This is a genomic window from Pseudomonas sp. Irchel s3h9, from assembly GCF_900187475.1.
In the GTDB taxonomy this organism is placed as follows: domain Bacteria; phylum Pseudomonadota; class Gammaproteobacteria; order Pseudomonadales; family Pseudomonadaceae; genus Aquipseudomonas; species Aquipseudomonas neuropathica.
Genome location: NZ_FYDH01000004.1, coordinates 192,165 through 208,678 on the forward strand (window position 1 = coordinate 192,165; position 16,514 = coordinate 208,678).

Below are 16,514 nucleotides of genomic sequence, written 5' to 3' on the forward strand. Positions count from 1 at the left end.
CAGCGAATGCTGGCGTTTTTTTATGCCCGGGATTTAAGCCCGGTCATGTTCGATTTCAAAGATTCAAACGTTTGCGCAATGCCTGGACATAATTCTGCCATTCATTGAGCACCTCACTCTGCATCGGCGTGGCATTAATCGACCATTGCTCGGCCGCCTCGCTAAAAGATTTCAAGGTATTCGGTGCGCCGCACTCAGGCGTGGACAAACGCTGCTGACAAAATATTCTCCAGCGTTCTTGCTCTTCGAAATTCAACGTCTCGGGAAAGTTGCGTGCGCGATATCGAAAGAGTAATTCAGGCAAACGTTCGTCATCGAAAGGCCATTGCTCTTGCGCTAGTTGTGCCGGGTCAGCGCTCCTCACTTGCTCACATAGACGTCGGTCACGGTCACCGATAAATCCGTCGTACAACTGTTGTTCCGGATCCTCGCTCGGAATGAAATCTTCGCTGACATAAATCTCTGCAACTTTATCTTTCCAAACTTGCTGTGCGTCAGTTAGCCGCAGTGCTCGCTGTTGATAAAGCGCCATGTCCAGCCCCAGACGTTGCTGATCCTGCGCGCGCAAAACCGCAAGCGGCGCCACCACCGGACAACGGTTGATGTGAATCAGCTTGAGCGGCACCGGCAATTCGCCTTCCAGCAAATCATCACGACGCGTGTACAAACGCTGGCGCAGGGTCTGCGCGTCCAGATCGAGCAACCCCTGCGGGTCGAGGTGCAGATCGCAGACGATCAAGGCGTTACGGTTTTTTGGATGCCAGGCTAATGGCAGCACCACACCGACATAACTGCGCGCGGCCGAGAAACGCCCGGAAATATGCACCAGTGGCTGCAGCAGACGAATCTGATCCATGACCTTTTGCTTGCTACGCAACTGGAACAGCCAGTCATAGAGTTTTGGCTGTTTCTCGCGGATCAACCGTGCCAGTGCAATGGTCGCGCGCACATCCGACAACGCTTCGTGGGCATGCCCGTGATCGATATTGTTCGCGGCGGTCAGGCGTTCTAGCTTGAGCGTCACCCGACCTTCGTCATCGGTCGGCCAGACCAGGCCGTCAGGACGCAGCGCATAAGCAGCGCGCACCACATCGATCAGATCCCAGCGACTGTTACCGCCCTGCCACTCCCGGGCGTACGGGTCGAAAAAGTTGCGATACAGGCTGTAACGGGTCATCTCGTCGTCGAAACGCAGGGTGTTGTAACCCGCGCCACAGGTGCCGGGGGCCGCCAGTTGGGCATGCACCCGCGTCATGAAATCAGCCTCGCTCAAGCCTTTTTCGGCCAACTGGCTCGGGGTGATGCCGGTAATCGCGCAGGCCGCCGGATGCGGCAGGATGTCTTCGCTGGGCTGACAATAGAGGTTGACCGGCTCGTCGATCTCGTTGAGCGCATGGTCGGTGCGAATTCCGGCCACTTGCAGTGGGCGGTCGTTTCGCGGATTGATGCCAGTGGTTTCGTAGTCGTACCAGAAGATTGAAGTCACGGGCGGTTCCTGAACAGAAGATCGGCAAAGTCTAGGCGCTCGACCGCGCTCGCGGCCAGCCTCGTGTCATTCAAACACTTCGTACTTCACGATGTGCAATACATAGTTATGTCGTTTTCCCCCGAGAGGCTGCTAGCATCGACCTCACTTGCACCCCGAACAGGCGAACACCAGGTAGCCCATGCTCGAGACCACAGCACCGCCAAGGAAAGCACCGCTGGCCCCGCCGCTGGATACGCGGCATCAGGTCGAAACGCCGGAAGGCATCGACCTGCCGTTGCGTCCCGCCGGGTTAATGGTGCGTGCCGTAGCCTTTGCGATCGATCTGGCCCTGCGCGGCGTGATCATGGGGGTGCTGTTCATCGCCCTGGCGTTTCTCGGCAAGCTCGGCATGGGCCTCGGCTCGCTACTGCTGTTTGCGATCAGCTGGTGGTACATGGTGCTGTTCGAAGTGCTGCGTCAGGGCCGCTCGCCGGGTAAACAATGGATGGGCCTGCGCGTGGTGCACGATGACGGCACCCCGGTTGGCTGGTCGGCCTCACTGCTGCGCAACCTGCTGCGTTTTGTCGATCTGCTGCCCTTCGGCTACTTCCTCGGCACCCTCAGTTGCCTGCAACACCCGACCTTCAAACGCCTTGGCGACATCGCCGCCGGCACATTGGTGGTCTACAGCGAACGCCCGCTCAGTCGTCCGCAACTGCCTGATGCCGAACCTCGACGCTCACCAGTGCCCCTGACACTCGCCGAACAACGCGCCGTGCTGGGCTTTGCCGAACGCCAAGAAGAACTGTCGCCAGCACGGGTCAATGAACTGGCGGCCCTGCTCGCCCAGCCATTGCACATTTCTGCGCCCAAGGCTGTGGCTGAACTCAATGGCATCGCTCGCGGTTTGTTGGGCCCGACATGAAGCAAAGTCTTTTCGAAACGCGGCACAAGGCCGAATGGGAGCGTTTTGCGCTAGCCCTTGAACGCCTTGAGCGCGGCAAGGAGACCTCGCAAGTCGCCGGTTTCCCCAAAGCCTACCGCCGGCTTTGCCAGCATCTGGCGTTGGCGCAGGAACGCGGCTACAGCAGTTTCCTCATTGATTCGCTGCAACAACAAGTACTACGCGGCCATCAACAGCTGTACCGTCACCGCAGTCGACTCGGCGCCAATCTGCTGAGTTTCATCCTCGCCGACTTCCCCCGCCTGGTTCGTGCCGAATGGCCCTTTGTGCTGGTCGCCAGCCTGCTGTTCTTCGGCAGTCTGATCGGCGTCGGCGTGTTGGTGTATTTCTTTCCCGAACTGGTCTACAACCTGCTCCCCGCCGATCAGGTGCGCGAGATGCAAGGCATGTACGACCCGGTCGCCGGACACCTCGGGCGCCCCGCCGAACGTGCGGCCAGCGAGGACTGGGTGATGTTCGGTTACTACGTGATGCACAACATCGGCATTGCCTTTCAGACTTTCGCCAGTGGCTTGTTGCTAGGCGTCGGCAGTGCGTTCTTTCTCTTTTACAACGGCATGGTCATCGGTGCGGTGGCCGGGCACCTCAGCGAGATCGGTTTCGGCCAGACCTTCTGGTCATTCGTCATCGCCCATGGCGCCTTCGAACTCAGTGCCATCGCCCTCGCCGGGGCCGCCGGCCTGGAACTCGGCTGGGCGTTGATCGCGCCCGGGCGGCTGACCCGCAGCGAAGCGCTGAAACGCGCCGCACGCAAAAGCGTGTTGCTGGTCTGCGGCGTGATGTTGTTCCTGTTGATTGCCGCGTTTATCGAAGCTTATTGGTCGTCGAAAACCAGCGTCACACCACTGACCAAGTATCTGGTCGGCGCCGCGCTTTGGGCTCTGGTCGCGGTCTATCTGTTGTTCGCCGGAAGGACCCGCCATGCGCCTGAGTGACGCCACCGTGGTGATCCGCCCGCGCACGACCTGGGAAGCCATGGACCTGGGCGTGCTGATGAGCCAGCAACATCGGCGTCTGCTGATGACCAGTTGGGCGATTGTCACCCTGCCGCTGTTCGCCTTGCTGAGTCTGTTGCTGTGGGATTCGCCGTCACTGGCGGTGTTTATCTTCTGGTGGCTGAAACCGGCTTATGAACGCCTGCCGCTGTACATCCTGTCGAAAGCGCTGTTTGGCGAAACGCCGACACTCAAGCAAGCCCTGCGCGAATGGCCGCGCCTGCTCAAACCGCAATTGCTGGCCAGCCTGACCTGGCGCCGTCTGAGTTTCAGCCGCAGCTTTCTGCTGCCGGTGGTGCAACTCGAAAGCCTCGATGGCAGCGCCCGACAACAACGCCTGCACGTGCTCCTGCAACGCAACGCCGGTGCCGCGCAGTGGTTGACCATCATCGGCGTGCACCTGGAAACCGCGTTGTGGATCGGCCTGATGGTGCTGTTCTACATGCTGCTGCCGCAGCAAATCGAAACGGACTGGAGCTGGCAGTCGCTGATACTCGCGGCGGATCAAGACTGGCGCTGGCTCGAACACCTGACCAATGCCTTCTACGCACTGGTGCTGGTGGTGTGGGAGCCGATCTATGTCGCCTGCGGCTTCAGTCTTTATCTGAACCGGCGCACACAACTGGAAGCCTGGGATATCGAACTGGTGTTTCGCCGCTTGCGACAGCGCCTGAACAACGGTGTATTGGGAGTGCTGCTGGCGGTCTTTCTGGCGCTGCCGAATGTGCCTTCGGCGTGGGCGGCAGAGCCGGATGACAGTCCACAGGCACCGCGACTGTTGAATCAGCCTCTGACCAGTCAGGCCTCACGGGACAGCATCAAGGCACTGCTTGAGCAACCGCCGTTCAAGAACAAGGAATCCGTCACCCGCTATCGCTTTAGCGACGATCCGGCGAAACCTGCCACAGCGCAAAAACCCGGTGAAGCACCGCAGTGGCTGAAAACCCTGCTGGATTGGCTCGACGGGCAACACTTCAATGTGCTGGCGAAGATCATTGAAGTGTTGCTTTGGGGCACGGTGATTGCTGCGTTCGGCTGGCTGATCTGGCGTTATCGCGACTATCTCCAAGCGTTCGTCAGCCGCCGCCCGAGACTGCCTGCCAAACCGAAACGCGCGGTGCCGCAACAAGCCTTCGGTCTGGACTTGAACCGCGACACCTTGCCTGGCGACATTGCAGGCAGCGCCGAACACCTCTGGCAAAGCCAACCCCGTGCAGCGCTGGGCCTGCTGTATCGAGGGCTGCTCAGCCATCTGCTCCACGACTTCGATATGACCCTGAAACCCGCTGACACCGAACTTCAGGTGCTCGCGCACGTTGAACAATTGCAACGCCCGGAACTGCTCGCCTTCAGCCGCAGCCTAACCACCCATTGGCAGAACATGGCCTATGGGCATCGCGTCCCGGCAGCCTCCCTGAAGCAGGAGCTGTGCGATGGCTGGCGCGCCTTGTTTGGTCCTGGAGCCGCCCGTTGAATCGCCGGACACTGTGGTGGGTGGCTGCGTTGATAGCCCTGTTAATCGGCACGCTGAGCGTGTTCCTCTACCTCAACGCCACGCCTTATCAGGAAGAAGTCGATCACGGCCCCTCGCCCGCCGCGCAAGCCAATCCATACCTGGCCGCCGAGCTGTTTTTACGTGAACGCGGGCTCAACGTCAGCCATGCCGAAAGCCTCGCGGCACTCCCCGATATCGACCCGCGCCGCCACACGTTGCTGTTGTTCAACGACCGCTCACACATGACCCCGCGTCAGGTTGACCAAGTGTTGAACTGGACCCGGGCCGGTGGGCGACTGGTGTTCGTCGCCGAGTCGCTGTGGGATGAGCAGAGCAAACAAAGCAACGATCTGTTGCTCGATCGCGTGCAACTGCATCAATCCCTGAGCAAGGATCTGAAAGACTTACCCGCAGACGCTGAACCAGAGCGCTTCCCGCAACTGACCAGACTCTATCTGGAAGACGAAGACGCACCGGCCTACGCTGGCTTCGACACCGACTTCCACCTCGACGACCCGAAGAATCTGGCGCAAGCGTGGGCCAACAGCGCCAAGGCCACGCACATGATGCAGCTGCCCTACAGCCTGGGCACGATCACCGTGGTCACCGACGCCGAGTTGTGGAAGAACAAGACCATCAGCCAATACGACAACGCCTGGCTGCTCTGGTATTTGAGCGCCGACACCGACGTCACATTGATCTACAACACCGAGCACGATGGCCTGCTGACCTTGCTCTGGCGCTACTTCCCGCAAGCCATTGTCGCTTTGCTCGCGTTGATCGGCCTTTGGCTCTGGCACGTCGGCGTGCGTCACGGCCCACTGCAACTACCCGCCCCGAGTGGACGCCGACAATTGCAGGAACACCTGCGCGCCAGCGCCGATTTCCTGTTGCGCCACAACGGCCAGCAGGCGTTGCTGCAAGCACTGCAACAGGACGTTCTGCGCCGTGCCCGTCGCCGTCACCCCGGCTTTGACCAATTAAACGTTGCCGAACAATGGCTGGCTTTGTCGCGTCTGACCCGACAACCCACCCGCGCCATCAGCCAGGCCCTGAGCCCGGTGCCGGATCGGCGCATGTCCAGTGCCGATTTCTGCCGCCAGGTCGCCCACCTGCAAACTTTGAGGAACACGCTATGACTGAACAGATCGAGCCCGGCAGCGCCAGCCACGCCGCCCAGCAACGCCAGCGTGCCAGCCAGTTGGCGCAAGCAGTACGTGGCGAATTGCAAAAAGCGTTGATCGGCCAGAACCAGGTGATCGATGACGTGCTGACGGCGCTTATCGCCGGCGGTCATGTGCTGCTCGAAGGTGTGCCGGGATTGGGCAAAACCCTGCTGGTGCGGGCGTTGGCCCGTTGTTTCGGCGGCGAGTTTGCGCGGATTCAATTCACCCCGGATCTGATGCCCAGCGACGTCACCGGCCATGCCGTGTACGACCTGCAAACCGAGCAGTTCAAGCTGCGCAAAGGCCCGTTGTTCACCAATCTGCTGCTGGCCGACGAGATCAACCGCGCCCCGGCAAAAACCCAGGCTGCCTTGCTCGAGGCGATGCAAGAGCGTCAGGTCACACTCGAAGGTCGTGCCCTGCCCATCGCGCAACCGTTCATGGTTCTCGCAACGCAAAACCCGATCGAACAGGAAGGCACTTATCCCCTGCCGGAAGCCGAACTCGACCGGTTCATGCTCAAGGTGCGCATGGACTACCCCGACGCCGATCAGGAGCTGAACATGGTGCGCCAGGTCTGCCGCTCGACCCGCGCCGACATGCTCGATGTGCAACCGCTGCGCACCGTGTTGCAAGCCAAGGATGTGCAAGCCCTGCAACGGATTGCCAGTGATTTGCCACTGGACGATCAGGTTCTCGATTACGCCGTGCGCCTGGCGCGCGCCACGCGCACCTGGCCGGGGCTGACCCTGGGCGCCGGGCCGCGCGCCTCGATTGCTCTGGTGCGTTGCGCCCGTGCCCGCGCCTTGTTGCGTGGCGGCGAGTTCGTGATTCCCGACGACATCAAGGGCTGCGCGCTGGCCGTGCTGCGCCATCGCGTACGCATCGCGCCGGAGCTGGACATCGAAGGCCTGCAGGTCGATCAGGTGCTCGCACAATTACTCGACCAAGTTCCGGCGCCGCGCCTGTGAAACCCTCGCGCCTGCTGTTGATCTGGCTGGCCTTCCTGCTGCTCATCGGCATTGTGCTGGGCACGTTGCGCGCACTGGAGATCGATATCCCGGCGAGCCTGATATCGATCAACTGGGGATTGCTGCTCGCGCTGCTGGCTCTGGCGGCGCTGGATGCGTTGCGTCTGCACCGTTTGCCAACACCGCGCATCACTCGGCAGATGCCCGGCAGCCTGGCACTCGGCCGTTGGAGTGAGGTGCGCCTGGAAATCGAACACGACTTCAGCGAGCCGATGCACATTCAACTCTTCGACCATCCGCCAGAAGGCCTGAGCTTCGAAAACCTGCCGTTGTCGATTGAATTGCAACCCGGCCAGCGCAGCCTGCTCGGCTACCGTCTGCGCCCGCTCAAACGCGGTCATTTCAACTTCACCCAGTGCGAAATCAACCTGCCCAGCCCCTTGGGATTATGGTCAGGCAAACGCTTGCTCAGGGTCAGCGACCAGACCCGCGTCTACCCCGACTTCGCCCGGCTCTACGGCGGTGAGTTGCTGGCGGTGGACAATTGGCTCAGCCAGCTCGGCGTGCGCCAACGGCAACGGCGCGGTCAGGGCCTGGAATTCCATCAACTGCGCGAATTCCGTGAAGGCGACAGCCTGCGCCAGATCGACTGGAAAGCCACCGCACGCCAACGCTCACCGATTGCCCGTGAATATCAGGACGAGCGCGATCAGCAGATTATCCTCATGCTCGACTGTGGCCGACGCATGCGCAGCCAGGACGATGAACTGTCGCACTTCGACCACGCGCTCAATGCCTGCCTGTTGCTCAGTTATGTAGCCTTGCGTCAGGGCGATGCGGTGGGTTTGAGTACCTTCGCTAGCGAACACCCACGCCATCTCGCGCCGGTCAAAGGCAGCGCACAACTGAATGTACTGCTGAACACGGTTTATGACCTCGACAGCACGCAGCGCCCTGCCGATTATCAGGCCGCCGCCAATCAACTGCTGACGCGACAGAAGCGCCGGGCCTTGGTGGTGCTGGTAACCAACCTGCGCGATGAGGACGATGAGGAACTGCTGAGCGCGGTCAAACGCCTGAGCGCACAACATCGGGTACTGGTCGCCAGCCTGCGTGAAGAGACGCTGGATACGTTACGCCAGACCACGGTGCAAACGCTGCCCGAAGCGCTGGCTTACTGCGGCACGGTGAGTTACCTGAATGAGCGGGCAGAACTCCATGAGCGGTTGAGTGCTCATGGCGTTCCGGTGGTGGATGTCCGGCCCGCCGAGTTGGGGGCCGAACTGGTGACGCAGTATCTCAGTTGGAAGAGAAGTGCGGCGTTTTGATCATCTCTCGATCCGCACGAGCACAAATCCGCTGCTCGAGGTACCGTCAGGATTCTCGACTTTGACGTCAAGGGAAACGGTTTCCGACAGTTCCACCACCCTCCAAGCGGTTTCGTATTTACCGTTGCCATTTGTACTGGAATCAATGAATGGCCTGCCGTTAATGGAGACAAGAATTTTCCTTTTCGGCATCGGTTCTCCAGAAGCCTTGTCTACGATCAACGCAGTCATGGTTACCCAGTCGTTCACGAAAGCCGGATTCGGTGCAGCGACGACGGACTTCACAACCGCAGGACGTTCAGTGACAGTCAACCGCAGCGTTTCCACATCCCAGCCAGCCAAGCCGCCCTTTACCGACGCCCACAACGCTGCCTCACTTGCAGTGCCCAAGACAAAACGCACCGTTGCCATCCCATCGGTACCCGTCAGTGTTGCCGGTAAAGATGTGTTGTTGTATTCCCACATCACTTCGACATTAGCCAAAGGCTCGCCGGTATTGGCTGAGACCACCAAAGCCTGAGCTGAAATTTCTTGCCCTGGATAACCGGTCAAATCATCGCTGAACAGTTCCTTGATCTGTCGAGGTTCATGCAGGAAATACGGCAACGAAATCGATTCCGAATACTGCGCATCCCCCACCGTCGCGGTCAGTTGCGCCGCTCCGGGCGTCTTGGGCACAAAGCGGATCCGCGCCTCGCCATAGAAGTTGGTGGTCGTCGTCACCTCGCCAAGATCCGCACTGCGCCAGACAACGTTCATCCCCGCCATCGGCCTGCCACTGATGGCCGAAACAACGGTGATCTGCTCGGACACAGCCTCGCCCCAAAGCAACGTCTGACTGCCCCGCGAACGCTCGGCGATTTTCACCACTTGGGCGCCTTCGCCCAAAGACATCGCGTTGACGGGAGAAAGATTCGCCAGTCGTTCGCAGGCAAAGCACAGCCCGAAGCGGCCGTTCTTCAGGTCGCCGGCCGAATAGAGGTAGGTAAGTCCCTCCTCAGTGAAACGCTGGAATTCGCCGAGCATGGGTCCATCGAAGCGTATGCCCAATTCCTCTGGACCGTTTCCCGTCATCCCCAGTGCCAGGCTGCAATCGAGCAACGCGCTGTTGGCCGCGGCTTTCACATCGATCCGGTGCTGGCCCTTGCGGCGCGGGAAACAGGTTTTCTCACCCCACAGCTGTGCCGGCTTGTTGTCGAAACTGACCCATAATTCGGTCCACGGATCCGTTAGCTGCGCTTTGACGGCTATCGTGCGAGCGTCTTCGAAGTTATCAAAGTAGCTCTCTACCAGCGCCGTCACCGAATGCATATCGCCGGTGTCCGGACGGAAACCGAAACCGCTCCAACCCTCGGCATCGGTCAACGTCGTCGCGCCATCCAAGCCGTCCCACCATTTCACCGGAACCCGCCCCACCGCGCGGTCGGTAAAATGCGAGTACACCTGGACCCACAGCCAGGCGGGTGTCTGACCCACGACCGGATCCACGGTGGCTTCGCGCACGGCATGGATCTTCACTTTGTTATGGCCCAACACCATCGGCTTGCCTTGGGCGACATAATCCAGCTCAGGCAAGGCAAGGGTCAGCGCAAATCGGCCGGGCTGCTCGCTGGCGGAAAAGTCCAGCTCCCAGATCGTGCCCCCATCGTTCAATGTCTGTGAAGTATCCAACGAGGGGCGGACGCTGGCGTCGAGGTCATCCATCGAGGTGCCCGACCAGCTCAGCGCGGCCTGCAAACCCACCAGCGGGCTTAACTCATTGGGCAGAACATTGAAACGGTGAGTGGCGCCCAGACACGGATAATGCGCTTGTTCATCCGGCGCAGCCCGAATCTGATCCAGCAGCAGGCTGACTTCCGTACTCAAATCCGCAGACAACAGGCGCCCGGACAACTCTCGAACAATCTCGACGCTTTGCAGGCGCAGCTCCAGCTCAAACAGACTGCTGATGCTGCCTTCTGCCGCTGAACTCAGTGTCCATCGCACCCCCTCTGCCGTCAGCGGTTTGCTGACTCCCGGTTCAGAGAACTGCAAGCCGATGTCAGCGGGATCATCGTTACGCCATTGCAGGCTGATACCTTTGCCAATCCACGAACTGCCGGCGACAGGAACGACACTCAAGGTGTGCGGGAGACCTTTCTTACACACCAGACCGAGCGTATTGCGCTGGATAATTTCCCCATCCAGCCGGATCTCGACCTCGGTTTTCCAGGGGCTCGTAGCGATCGCAGTGACTTCGAACTCTCGAGTGATCGGCACGGCTTCCGGGTGTGCCTTAACGTGGGCGATGACCTTCAAATCCCCGGCCCTCAGCGGTGTGTAGAACACGTTCGCCCAACCACCGTAGCCCGTATAGGTAGTAATAACGTCTTCAGGTGTGTGCCATTCGACCAGCGCGTTACGAACCGGATCACCGTCAGCGGATGCCGTTTCATGCAGCACTTGCACGCGTAACAGCACGCTTTCCTGCTCGTCCACGACCGGAAATTTGTTGGCTTCGTGCACCTCGCCGACCCTGACCCGATTACGCGCCAGCGACATCGGTTTGCCCGGCGATGGCAGCAGCAATTTCGAGCAAACCAGCGACAGCAGAAATCGGCCGTCGAGCTCATCATCACAGGTCAGCGTCCAGAGCATGTCGGGCCGCGCGACCTGTACCGGATCCTCCAGTGGCGGGCTGACGTCAACGCCCAGTTGTTCATGACTGTCGCCGCTCCAATGCAAAGACAGCTCTGTATCAAGCAATGGACTGTTATCCGGCAGACGTACCAGCAGATCATGGGTGCTGCCACGGTTCGGATAACCGTTTGCATCCCAGGCTGTTTCGACTTCATCGACAACGGCCCGCAGATCTTTCCACGGATCAGTGGCCAATACCCGCACGTTGAACTGTTCGGTGTAAACGCCGCTGGAGTAATAAGGGCTCCCGACCGACGCTTCGATAAGCGCTTCTACCGCCACTGTCGGCTGAAAATCAAAGTAGGCCCAACCGTACTCATCGGAAACAGAGGCTGCTGTCACACGCTCTGCCGTCGACCAATTGACCGTCACGCCAGCGACGCTCTGCTGGGTATAGAAAGACGCCACCCGCACACCCAGACGCACGCTTTGCTGATACTCCAGTACCGGGTAATACGCGGCTTCGAGTCTCTCGCGAAACTTCAGGCGATGATGTCCCAGCGATACCGGGATCGTAAAAGGCTCTGCGTTGTAGCGGTTGATCAGGTTCAGTGTGAATGAATAAGGATCTTCGTCACCGACCACCGGACAATCGAGCGACCACTGCTCTGTCAGCAGCTGTTCAACCTCAGGCCCCGGTTTGACGACGATTGCTTGCTGTGGATTATCAGTAAGCGTCAGTGCCGCCTCGGTATTCTCCCAGGCATGCTCTGGTTCAGGTTCGAAGGTCAAACTGTGTGGGTTGGCGTCCGTTGCCCCCAGACAAAAACACAACGTGCTGCCCTCGTCCAGAACCTGATCATCCAGTTTCATGGTTCGCAGTTTCAACGGGGCCAGGTGCAACAGGAGGTTGATGCGGGTAATACGGACTTTCGAGGAATAGTCGTCATCATCGTTTGGCGGGCTCTTGATCTCTATACGCAGGGTGTCGCCGGCGTCGAACGATGAGTTCAGCGTTTGTTCGTATTCAATCGGGACAAAATCCAGAGGTTGCCCTACCGCCAATCGGGCCAGATCCTCTTCAAGATTGCGGCCAGTCGCGGGTTTCAGCTCTACCTTCAATATTTCTTCCGAGCCCTTGAAGAGGTATAGCCATCCCGACTGTTCGTGGATCGTCTCGCATAGGAAACTCAGCCGGTATTGCGCATCGCTGGCGGTTTTTCTGGGAACTTCAAACTCTTGGCTGACATAACTTTCATGAGAGAGGTGCAGAAGCAGGATTCGATCCCCGGCGTACCAGTCGCCCGCTACACCGATCGAAGGACCGCTTTTTTTCCAGCCGTCTGTCCCTTCGCTGAAATCACCATTGAACAGCAGATTCCTGTTGGCTTGAACAATCGGCTCATTCATGACGACTCACTCCTTTAACCTGAGTGTTGCGCGCGGCATTTTCAGCTTCGTTGACCAGGTCTTCGACTTTGCTGACAAAGGTCGACTCGCCAACCTTGGCCGAGTAGCGGATACGCAGGATGACGTCGTTCATGGAACGCAGCGTGCCTGCTTGCGGTTGTTTCAAATGCCAGGGAAAAGTCAGTTGCCAGTTCGACACTGCACCCGTTTTCTCAAAGGGATTGAGCAAGTCATTATCGGGTTTCATGGCCGTCAGACCGTTGTCGGCGACCCCTGCCGACAACACGATTTGCTGGCCACTGCGCAAATTGATCAACACGTCGCCAGGCGCCACGTTCCCTGGTTTATGCAAGTACTGCACTGACTGCGTCGTTGCCCGGGTCGCCAACTTGCTTGAGATCTGCAGCAAGGTCGCCCGCACATCCTCATACGGTCCGGTCAGCACCGGCAGGTCGACTTCCACCGAGTCGATCTGCCGACAGAAGTGGCCTGGGTGATCACGATCAAAGAGCAACTGGGTCAGCTGGAATTCCAGTGTGCCGGTGGTCTGTAGCTGCGTGAGCGCAGCCTCCCAGTTGGCGATACCTGGCTGCGGGTCAACCGTGTCGTTGAACAGTTTGCGCAGGGAAACGGTTTTCAAAAACTCCGGCCGGCGCTCGTAGCGCTGCACATATTCGCGCTCCATCCGCAGCAAATGCGCACGCAAGTGCTCGCCGGCCGTCAAACCATGACGCTGTTCCAGAAAGACGTTCGGCAAAGGGATCTGCGCGTCGTAATCGCCGGTTTCGGCATTCAGAGAAGCCTGAGCACTGAGACACAGGCTGATCACGGCGTCATAGGCCTGATAGTGCAAAGCCTTGAACTGGCCAAGCATCCAGCCAAACAACTCGGCATTGCTCGCGCGTTTTTTCAGGAAGTTGTAAACCGCCAAAGCCTGAGCGTTGGCCCGCAGAGTCTGTGCAAGGTTGGAGCGAGCCGCAGTAACCGCATGGCGCTGCGCCTCGATCTGCGCGTTGAGCGCGTCGACCTCGGCCAAGGCCTGATCACGTTGCAGCCCCCATTCGTTGCGACGTCGACGATAACCCTCGGTAGTGGCCTGGTCGTCGGCGTCGATTTGCAACATTGACGCGGCGATTTCCAGGCCGAAACACACCGCATCAATCGCATTTTCGGGTTTCATCCCGCCATTGGACATGCCATAGATTTTCGGCAGCGCCGCGATAACCGCCCCGGTGGGTTTGAGGACTTTGGCGGTCAAGGCATTGGTTTTCGACTGCTTCAGGCTCGCCATGACCTGATACTCAACCGCTGAAACGTTCTCGTCGTAGCGCTGCGCGTAGGCATCCGCCCGCTGTTGCGCCACGACCCGGCTCTGTTCTAGCGCTGTAACGCTGACCTCCAATTGAGCAATGGATTGCTCCTGTACGGTCTGGGCGTAGTCGCCCAGCTCTACCAAATGCGTTTGCTGCAATTCTTCCTGCTCGGCACGATCACGTCGTTCGAGCATATTGAGCACCTGACTGCCGAAATCCTGTAGCACCTGCACCGCACGCAAGGCGATTTCGTGGACCGGACGCCAACGGAATGCGCCGACCACCAGCCGCCCGCCCATCGGCCGTGGCCCACCGACGCCACCCGAGGCCAGAAAACGCAGCAACTCGTTCGGATCGGACGGTGGGCTGAACAACGGGATATCCAGCGGTTTGCCATCGAGCGTGAGGTTGTTACGCAAGTTATGCAGGCGTTGACCGGGGGCGGCAAACAAGTCCTCCAGCGAGTGATCGATCGGAATCCTGAATGGCCCGTAAGCCAACAAACCGAGCCTTGGCGCACGCTCGGAACCGGCCGGGACATCCGCCAGATCGAATTCGAGCGATTGTTCAAACGCCTCCAGCGCCGGACGGCTACTGCTTGCGTCCAAAATTTCTTTCACTGTCGTGGTTTGCCAACGATTCACCGCACGGGCCAGAGGCGGCCTGCCCATCAGGAACTCGGCTTGCACGTAACACAACTTGGCCGCCACCAGACTATCTCGGGTCAGTTGACGGTAATACCAATCGCCCCAGGCCATAAGGTTTTTCACGTACTCGCAGAACATCAGAATCCTGAAGTGCTTGGGCGCCGAATAGCCGATGGCATCCGGATCGGCAGGGGCCAGCGCCTCACAACCTGAATTGCCAGCGTCAAGGGCCAACGGCCGGCAGCGCCAGTACGCCTCTTTGGGAACGGGGCTGTCCGGTTCCGCGATGGCTTGCGGGTCGAATACGTAGTGCAAACATTTCTGCGCTTCGGCAAAACGCCCTTCAACGTGCAGCCGCGTGTACAACAGGTGCGCTACATGAAAAAACAACTCCCAGAAAAACAGGCCATTGGCGCCATCGAAGGCGCCGTTGGGCTCGATAAACTCACTACCCGTCGGCGGTGGTTCGGCAAGAAACTGCGTATCCCAGTGCAGTACGGCTTCAACGGAAATACTGGCACGCAGTACCAGTTCAGGGCCGAACAGTGAGTTCAGCCGGCTGTATTTGAGGTAGGGAGCCGGCAACCCGTAGGCAATGAATTGCGCGGCATCGCGGGTGTTTTTCACAAGCGTTGGCACGGTGAAGTTCGCCAGATTGACGATCTTGAGTTTGAATGCCTTGCCGCCATACTGCGTGTCCGTAGCTTTCAGAGTGACGGTGGTGTCTGCGGGCCATGACCCCTGGTCACGTTTGAACTCCAGCGATGCCGTGGCCCAGTCTCCGGCTTGCGAAAACTGCGCTTTTAAAGGCGCAGGGTCCGTACCGGTTCTGCCCACCAGCGTCAACTCGAACTCTGGAGTAACGCCGCCGGACAACCCGGTAGGCCTGCAAAACCCGTTGACGGTCAACACATCCTGACCGTTTACACGCTGGGCCGCGGCCCGGAGGCCGAGATAACGCGACATCGAACCGGGCGTTTGATCCTCCGAGGTCATCGTCACTTGGCTGCCGAATGAGTGCTGCACCGTCTCGGGCGTGACAAACCGGTCTTTCGCGAAATCCAGCCAGCCACCTCCTTCAGTGGTATCGGGCCGCATCAGTACGTCATAAATCCTGTATATCACTGGTTTTTCCGGAGTTGATTCCTTGTCCACCAGCGGAATCAACACCCCCAGCTTGCCCTTGGGAGAATCCAGATCGATCCACACCGAGGCAATCAACTGAAACCCCTTGTCGTCACCCGGCTCGGCTTGTGCACTGTACAAACTCAGCGGTGCCGACCACTGACCGTTCTGCTTCATGAACGCCAGGTTGACGCTGAGTTTTTCGGGGATGAATTCGTCATTCGTTTTGCCTTCAACCCTGTCACTCCACTCGGCCCAGACCAGGCACAACCGGCCGTTCCAGAATACCGGGCGAATATCCAGCACCCGATACGCTGGCTGAATCTCCACAGCCTGCCATTCACCCCATGCAGCTGGATTGACAGCGACACAGCTCGGCGTGAGTTCAATCTCGGCCTTGCGCCAGAAGTACTGGTAGGGTGGCACCCGCTGACGGCCGACAAAGTAGTAATCGGCGCGGTCAGGTGTGACGCCGTCCATGTAGCAACTGATGACATCCAGGTCACAGACCTGCTCGAACGCTTGCAGATAGTTCTGCAACGCCAGCTGTACTGAATCAGTCGTCAAACGGGTCTGATTAAGATCGTTTTCGAGGATCTTGAACAGACTGCTCTTGCGTTGGCGGACAGACGGGATAATGAAGTTTTCCGGGTAGAGCGGAATCAAATGCACCGCCGCCCAGTCGGGATAGTTGTTGCACAGTTCCCACTCGGCCAGATCGCTGGCGGGAAACTGGTGGGTGGTATATCCGGGCTCAAGTTTGCGATACACCGCATGAATGTATTGCTGCGCGCAACTGGTCGCTTCGGCCACCCAGGAGCTTTGCACGGCGAAGGTGTCCAACGGGTCCATGCGCAGCAGTTCGAAGAGGTCTGCCGACGTTTTCACAAAGGGATACTTCACCTGGCTGGCATGGCCGATGCAATATTCAAGCAAAGCGGAACGCCGTTTTTCCTGCAGATCGCCAATGTAATTCAATGCCATGATCCTGGCTCCTTGATCAAATTCCGGGG

At 59.1% G+C, this 16,514-nt stretch carries 9 protein-coding genes; 6 read left to right on the forward strand and 3 right to left on the reverse strand.

The window, feature by feature from the left end; all coding sequences use genetic code 11:
• Positions 1 to 55: 55 nt before the first annotated feature.
• The gene (sbcB, locus tag CKW26_RS08415) at positions 56 to 1,486 is read right to left on the reverse strand and encodes an exodeoxyribonuclease I (RefSeq protein ID WP_095048227.1); all 1,431 of its coding nucleotides are present in this window, start codon (positions 1,484 to 1,486) and stop codon (positions 56 to 58) included.
• 181 nt (positions 1,487 to 1,667) lie between these two features.
• Between sbcB and CKW26_RS08420 the strand changes: the two genes are divergently transcribed.
• The 6 genes from CKW26_RS08420 to CKW26_RS08445 are packed head-to-tail and all read left to right on the forward strand — an operon-like array spanning position 1,668 to position 8,387.
• The gene (locus CKW26_RS08420) at positions 1,668 to 2,393 is read left to right on the forward strand and encodes an RDD family protein (protein WP_095048228.1); all 726 of its coding nucleotides are present in this window, start codon (positions 1,668 to 1,670) and stop codon (positions 2,391 to 2,393) included.
• Positions 2,390 to 3,367, forward strand: coding sequence for a stage II sporulation protein M (locus tag CKW26_RS08425; protein ID WP_095048389.1), 978 nt, complete (start codon positions 2,390 to 2,392; stop codon positions 3,365 to 3,367). The genes CKW26_RS08420 and CKW26_RS08425 overlap by 4 nt, the downstream gene beginning before the upstream one ends.
• Positions 3,354 to 4,901 (forward strand): DUF4129 domain-containing protein, encoded by a 1,548-nt coding sequence (locus CKW26_RS08430; protein ID WP_095048229.1) that lies wholly within the window; start codon positions 3,354 to 3,356, stop codon positions 4,899 to 4,901. Before CKW26_RS08425 ends, CKW26_RS08430 begins: the two co-directional genes overlap by 14 nt.
• Complete coding sequence (locus CKW26_RS08435; protein ID WP_095048230.1) at positions 4,898 to 6,061, forward strand: DUF4350 domain-containing protein; 1,164 nt, start codon at positions 4,898 to 4,900, stop codon at positions 6,059 to 6,061. The genes CKW26_RS08430 and CKW26_RS08435 overlap by 4 nt, the downstream gene beginning before the upstream one ends.
• Entirely contained in the window at positions 6,058 to 7,059 is a 1,002-nt protein-coding gene (locus CKW26_RS08440; RefSeq protein ID WP_095048231.1) for a MoxR family ATPase, read from the forward strand. The genes CKW26_RS08435 and CKW26_RS08440 overlap by 4 nt, the downstream gene beginning before the upstream one ends.
• Complete coding sequence (locus CKW26_RS08445) at positions 7,056 to 8,387, forward strand: DUF58 domain-containing protein (RefSeq protein ID WP_095048232.1); 1,332 nt, start codon at positions 7,056 to 7,058, stop codon at positions 8,385 to 8,387. Before CKW26_RS08440 ends, CKW26_RS08445 begins: the two co-directional genes overlap by 4 nt.
• Here CKW26_RS08445 and CKW26_RS08450 read toward each other — a convergent pair whose 3' ends face one another.
• Together CKW26_RS08450 and CKW26_RS08455 are read right to left on the reverse strand one after the other, a co-directional pair.
• Positions 8,388 to 12,416 (reverse strand): Ig-like domain-containing protein, encoded by a 4,029-nt coding sequence (locus CKW26_RS08450; protein WP_095048233.1) that lies wholly within the window; start codon positions 12,414 to 12,416, stop codon positions 8,388 to 8,390.
• Complete coding sequence (locus CKW26_RS08455; protein WP_095048234.1) at positions 12,409 to 16,485, reverse strand: neuraminidase-like domain-containing protein; 4,077 nt, start codon at positions 16,483 to 16,485, stop codon at positions 12,409 to 12,411. The genes CKW26_RS08450 and CKW26_RS08455 overlap by 8 nt, the downstream gene beginning before the upstream one ends.
• Positions 16,486 to 16,514: the final 29 nt, after the last annotated feature.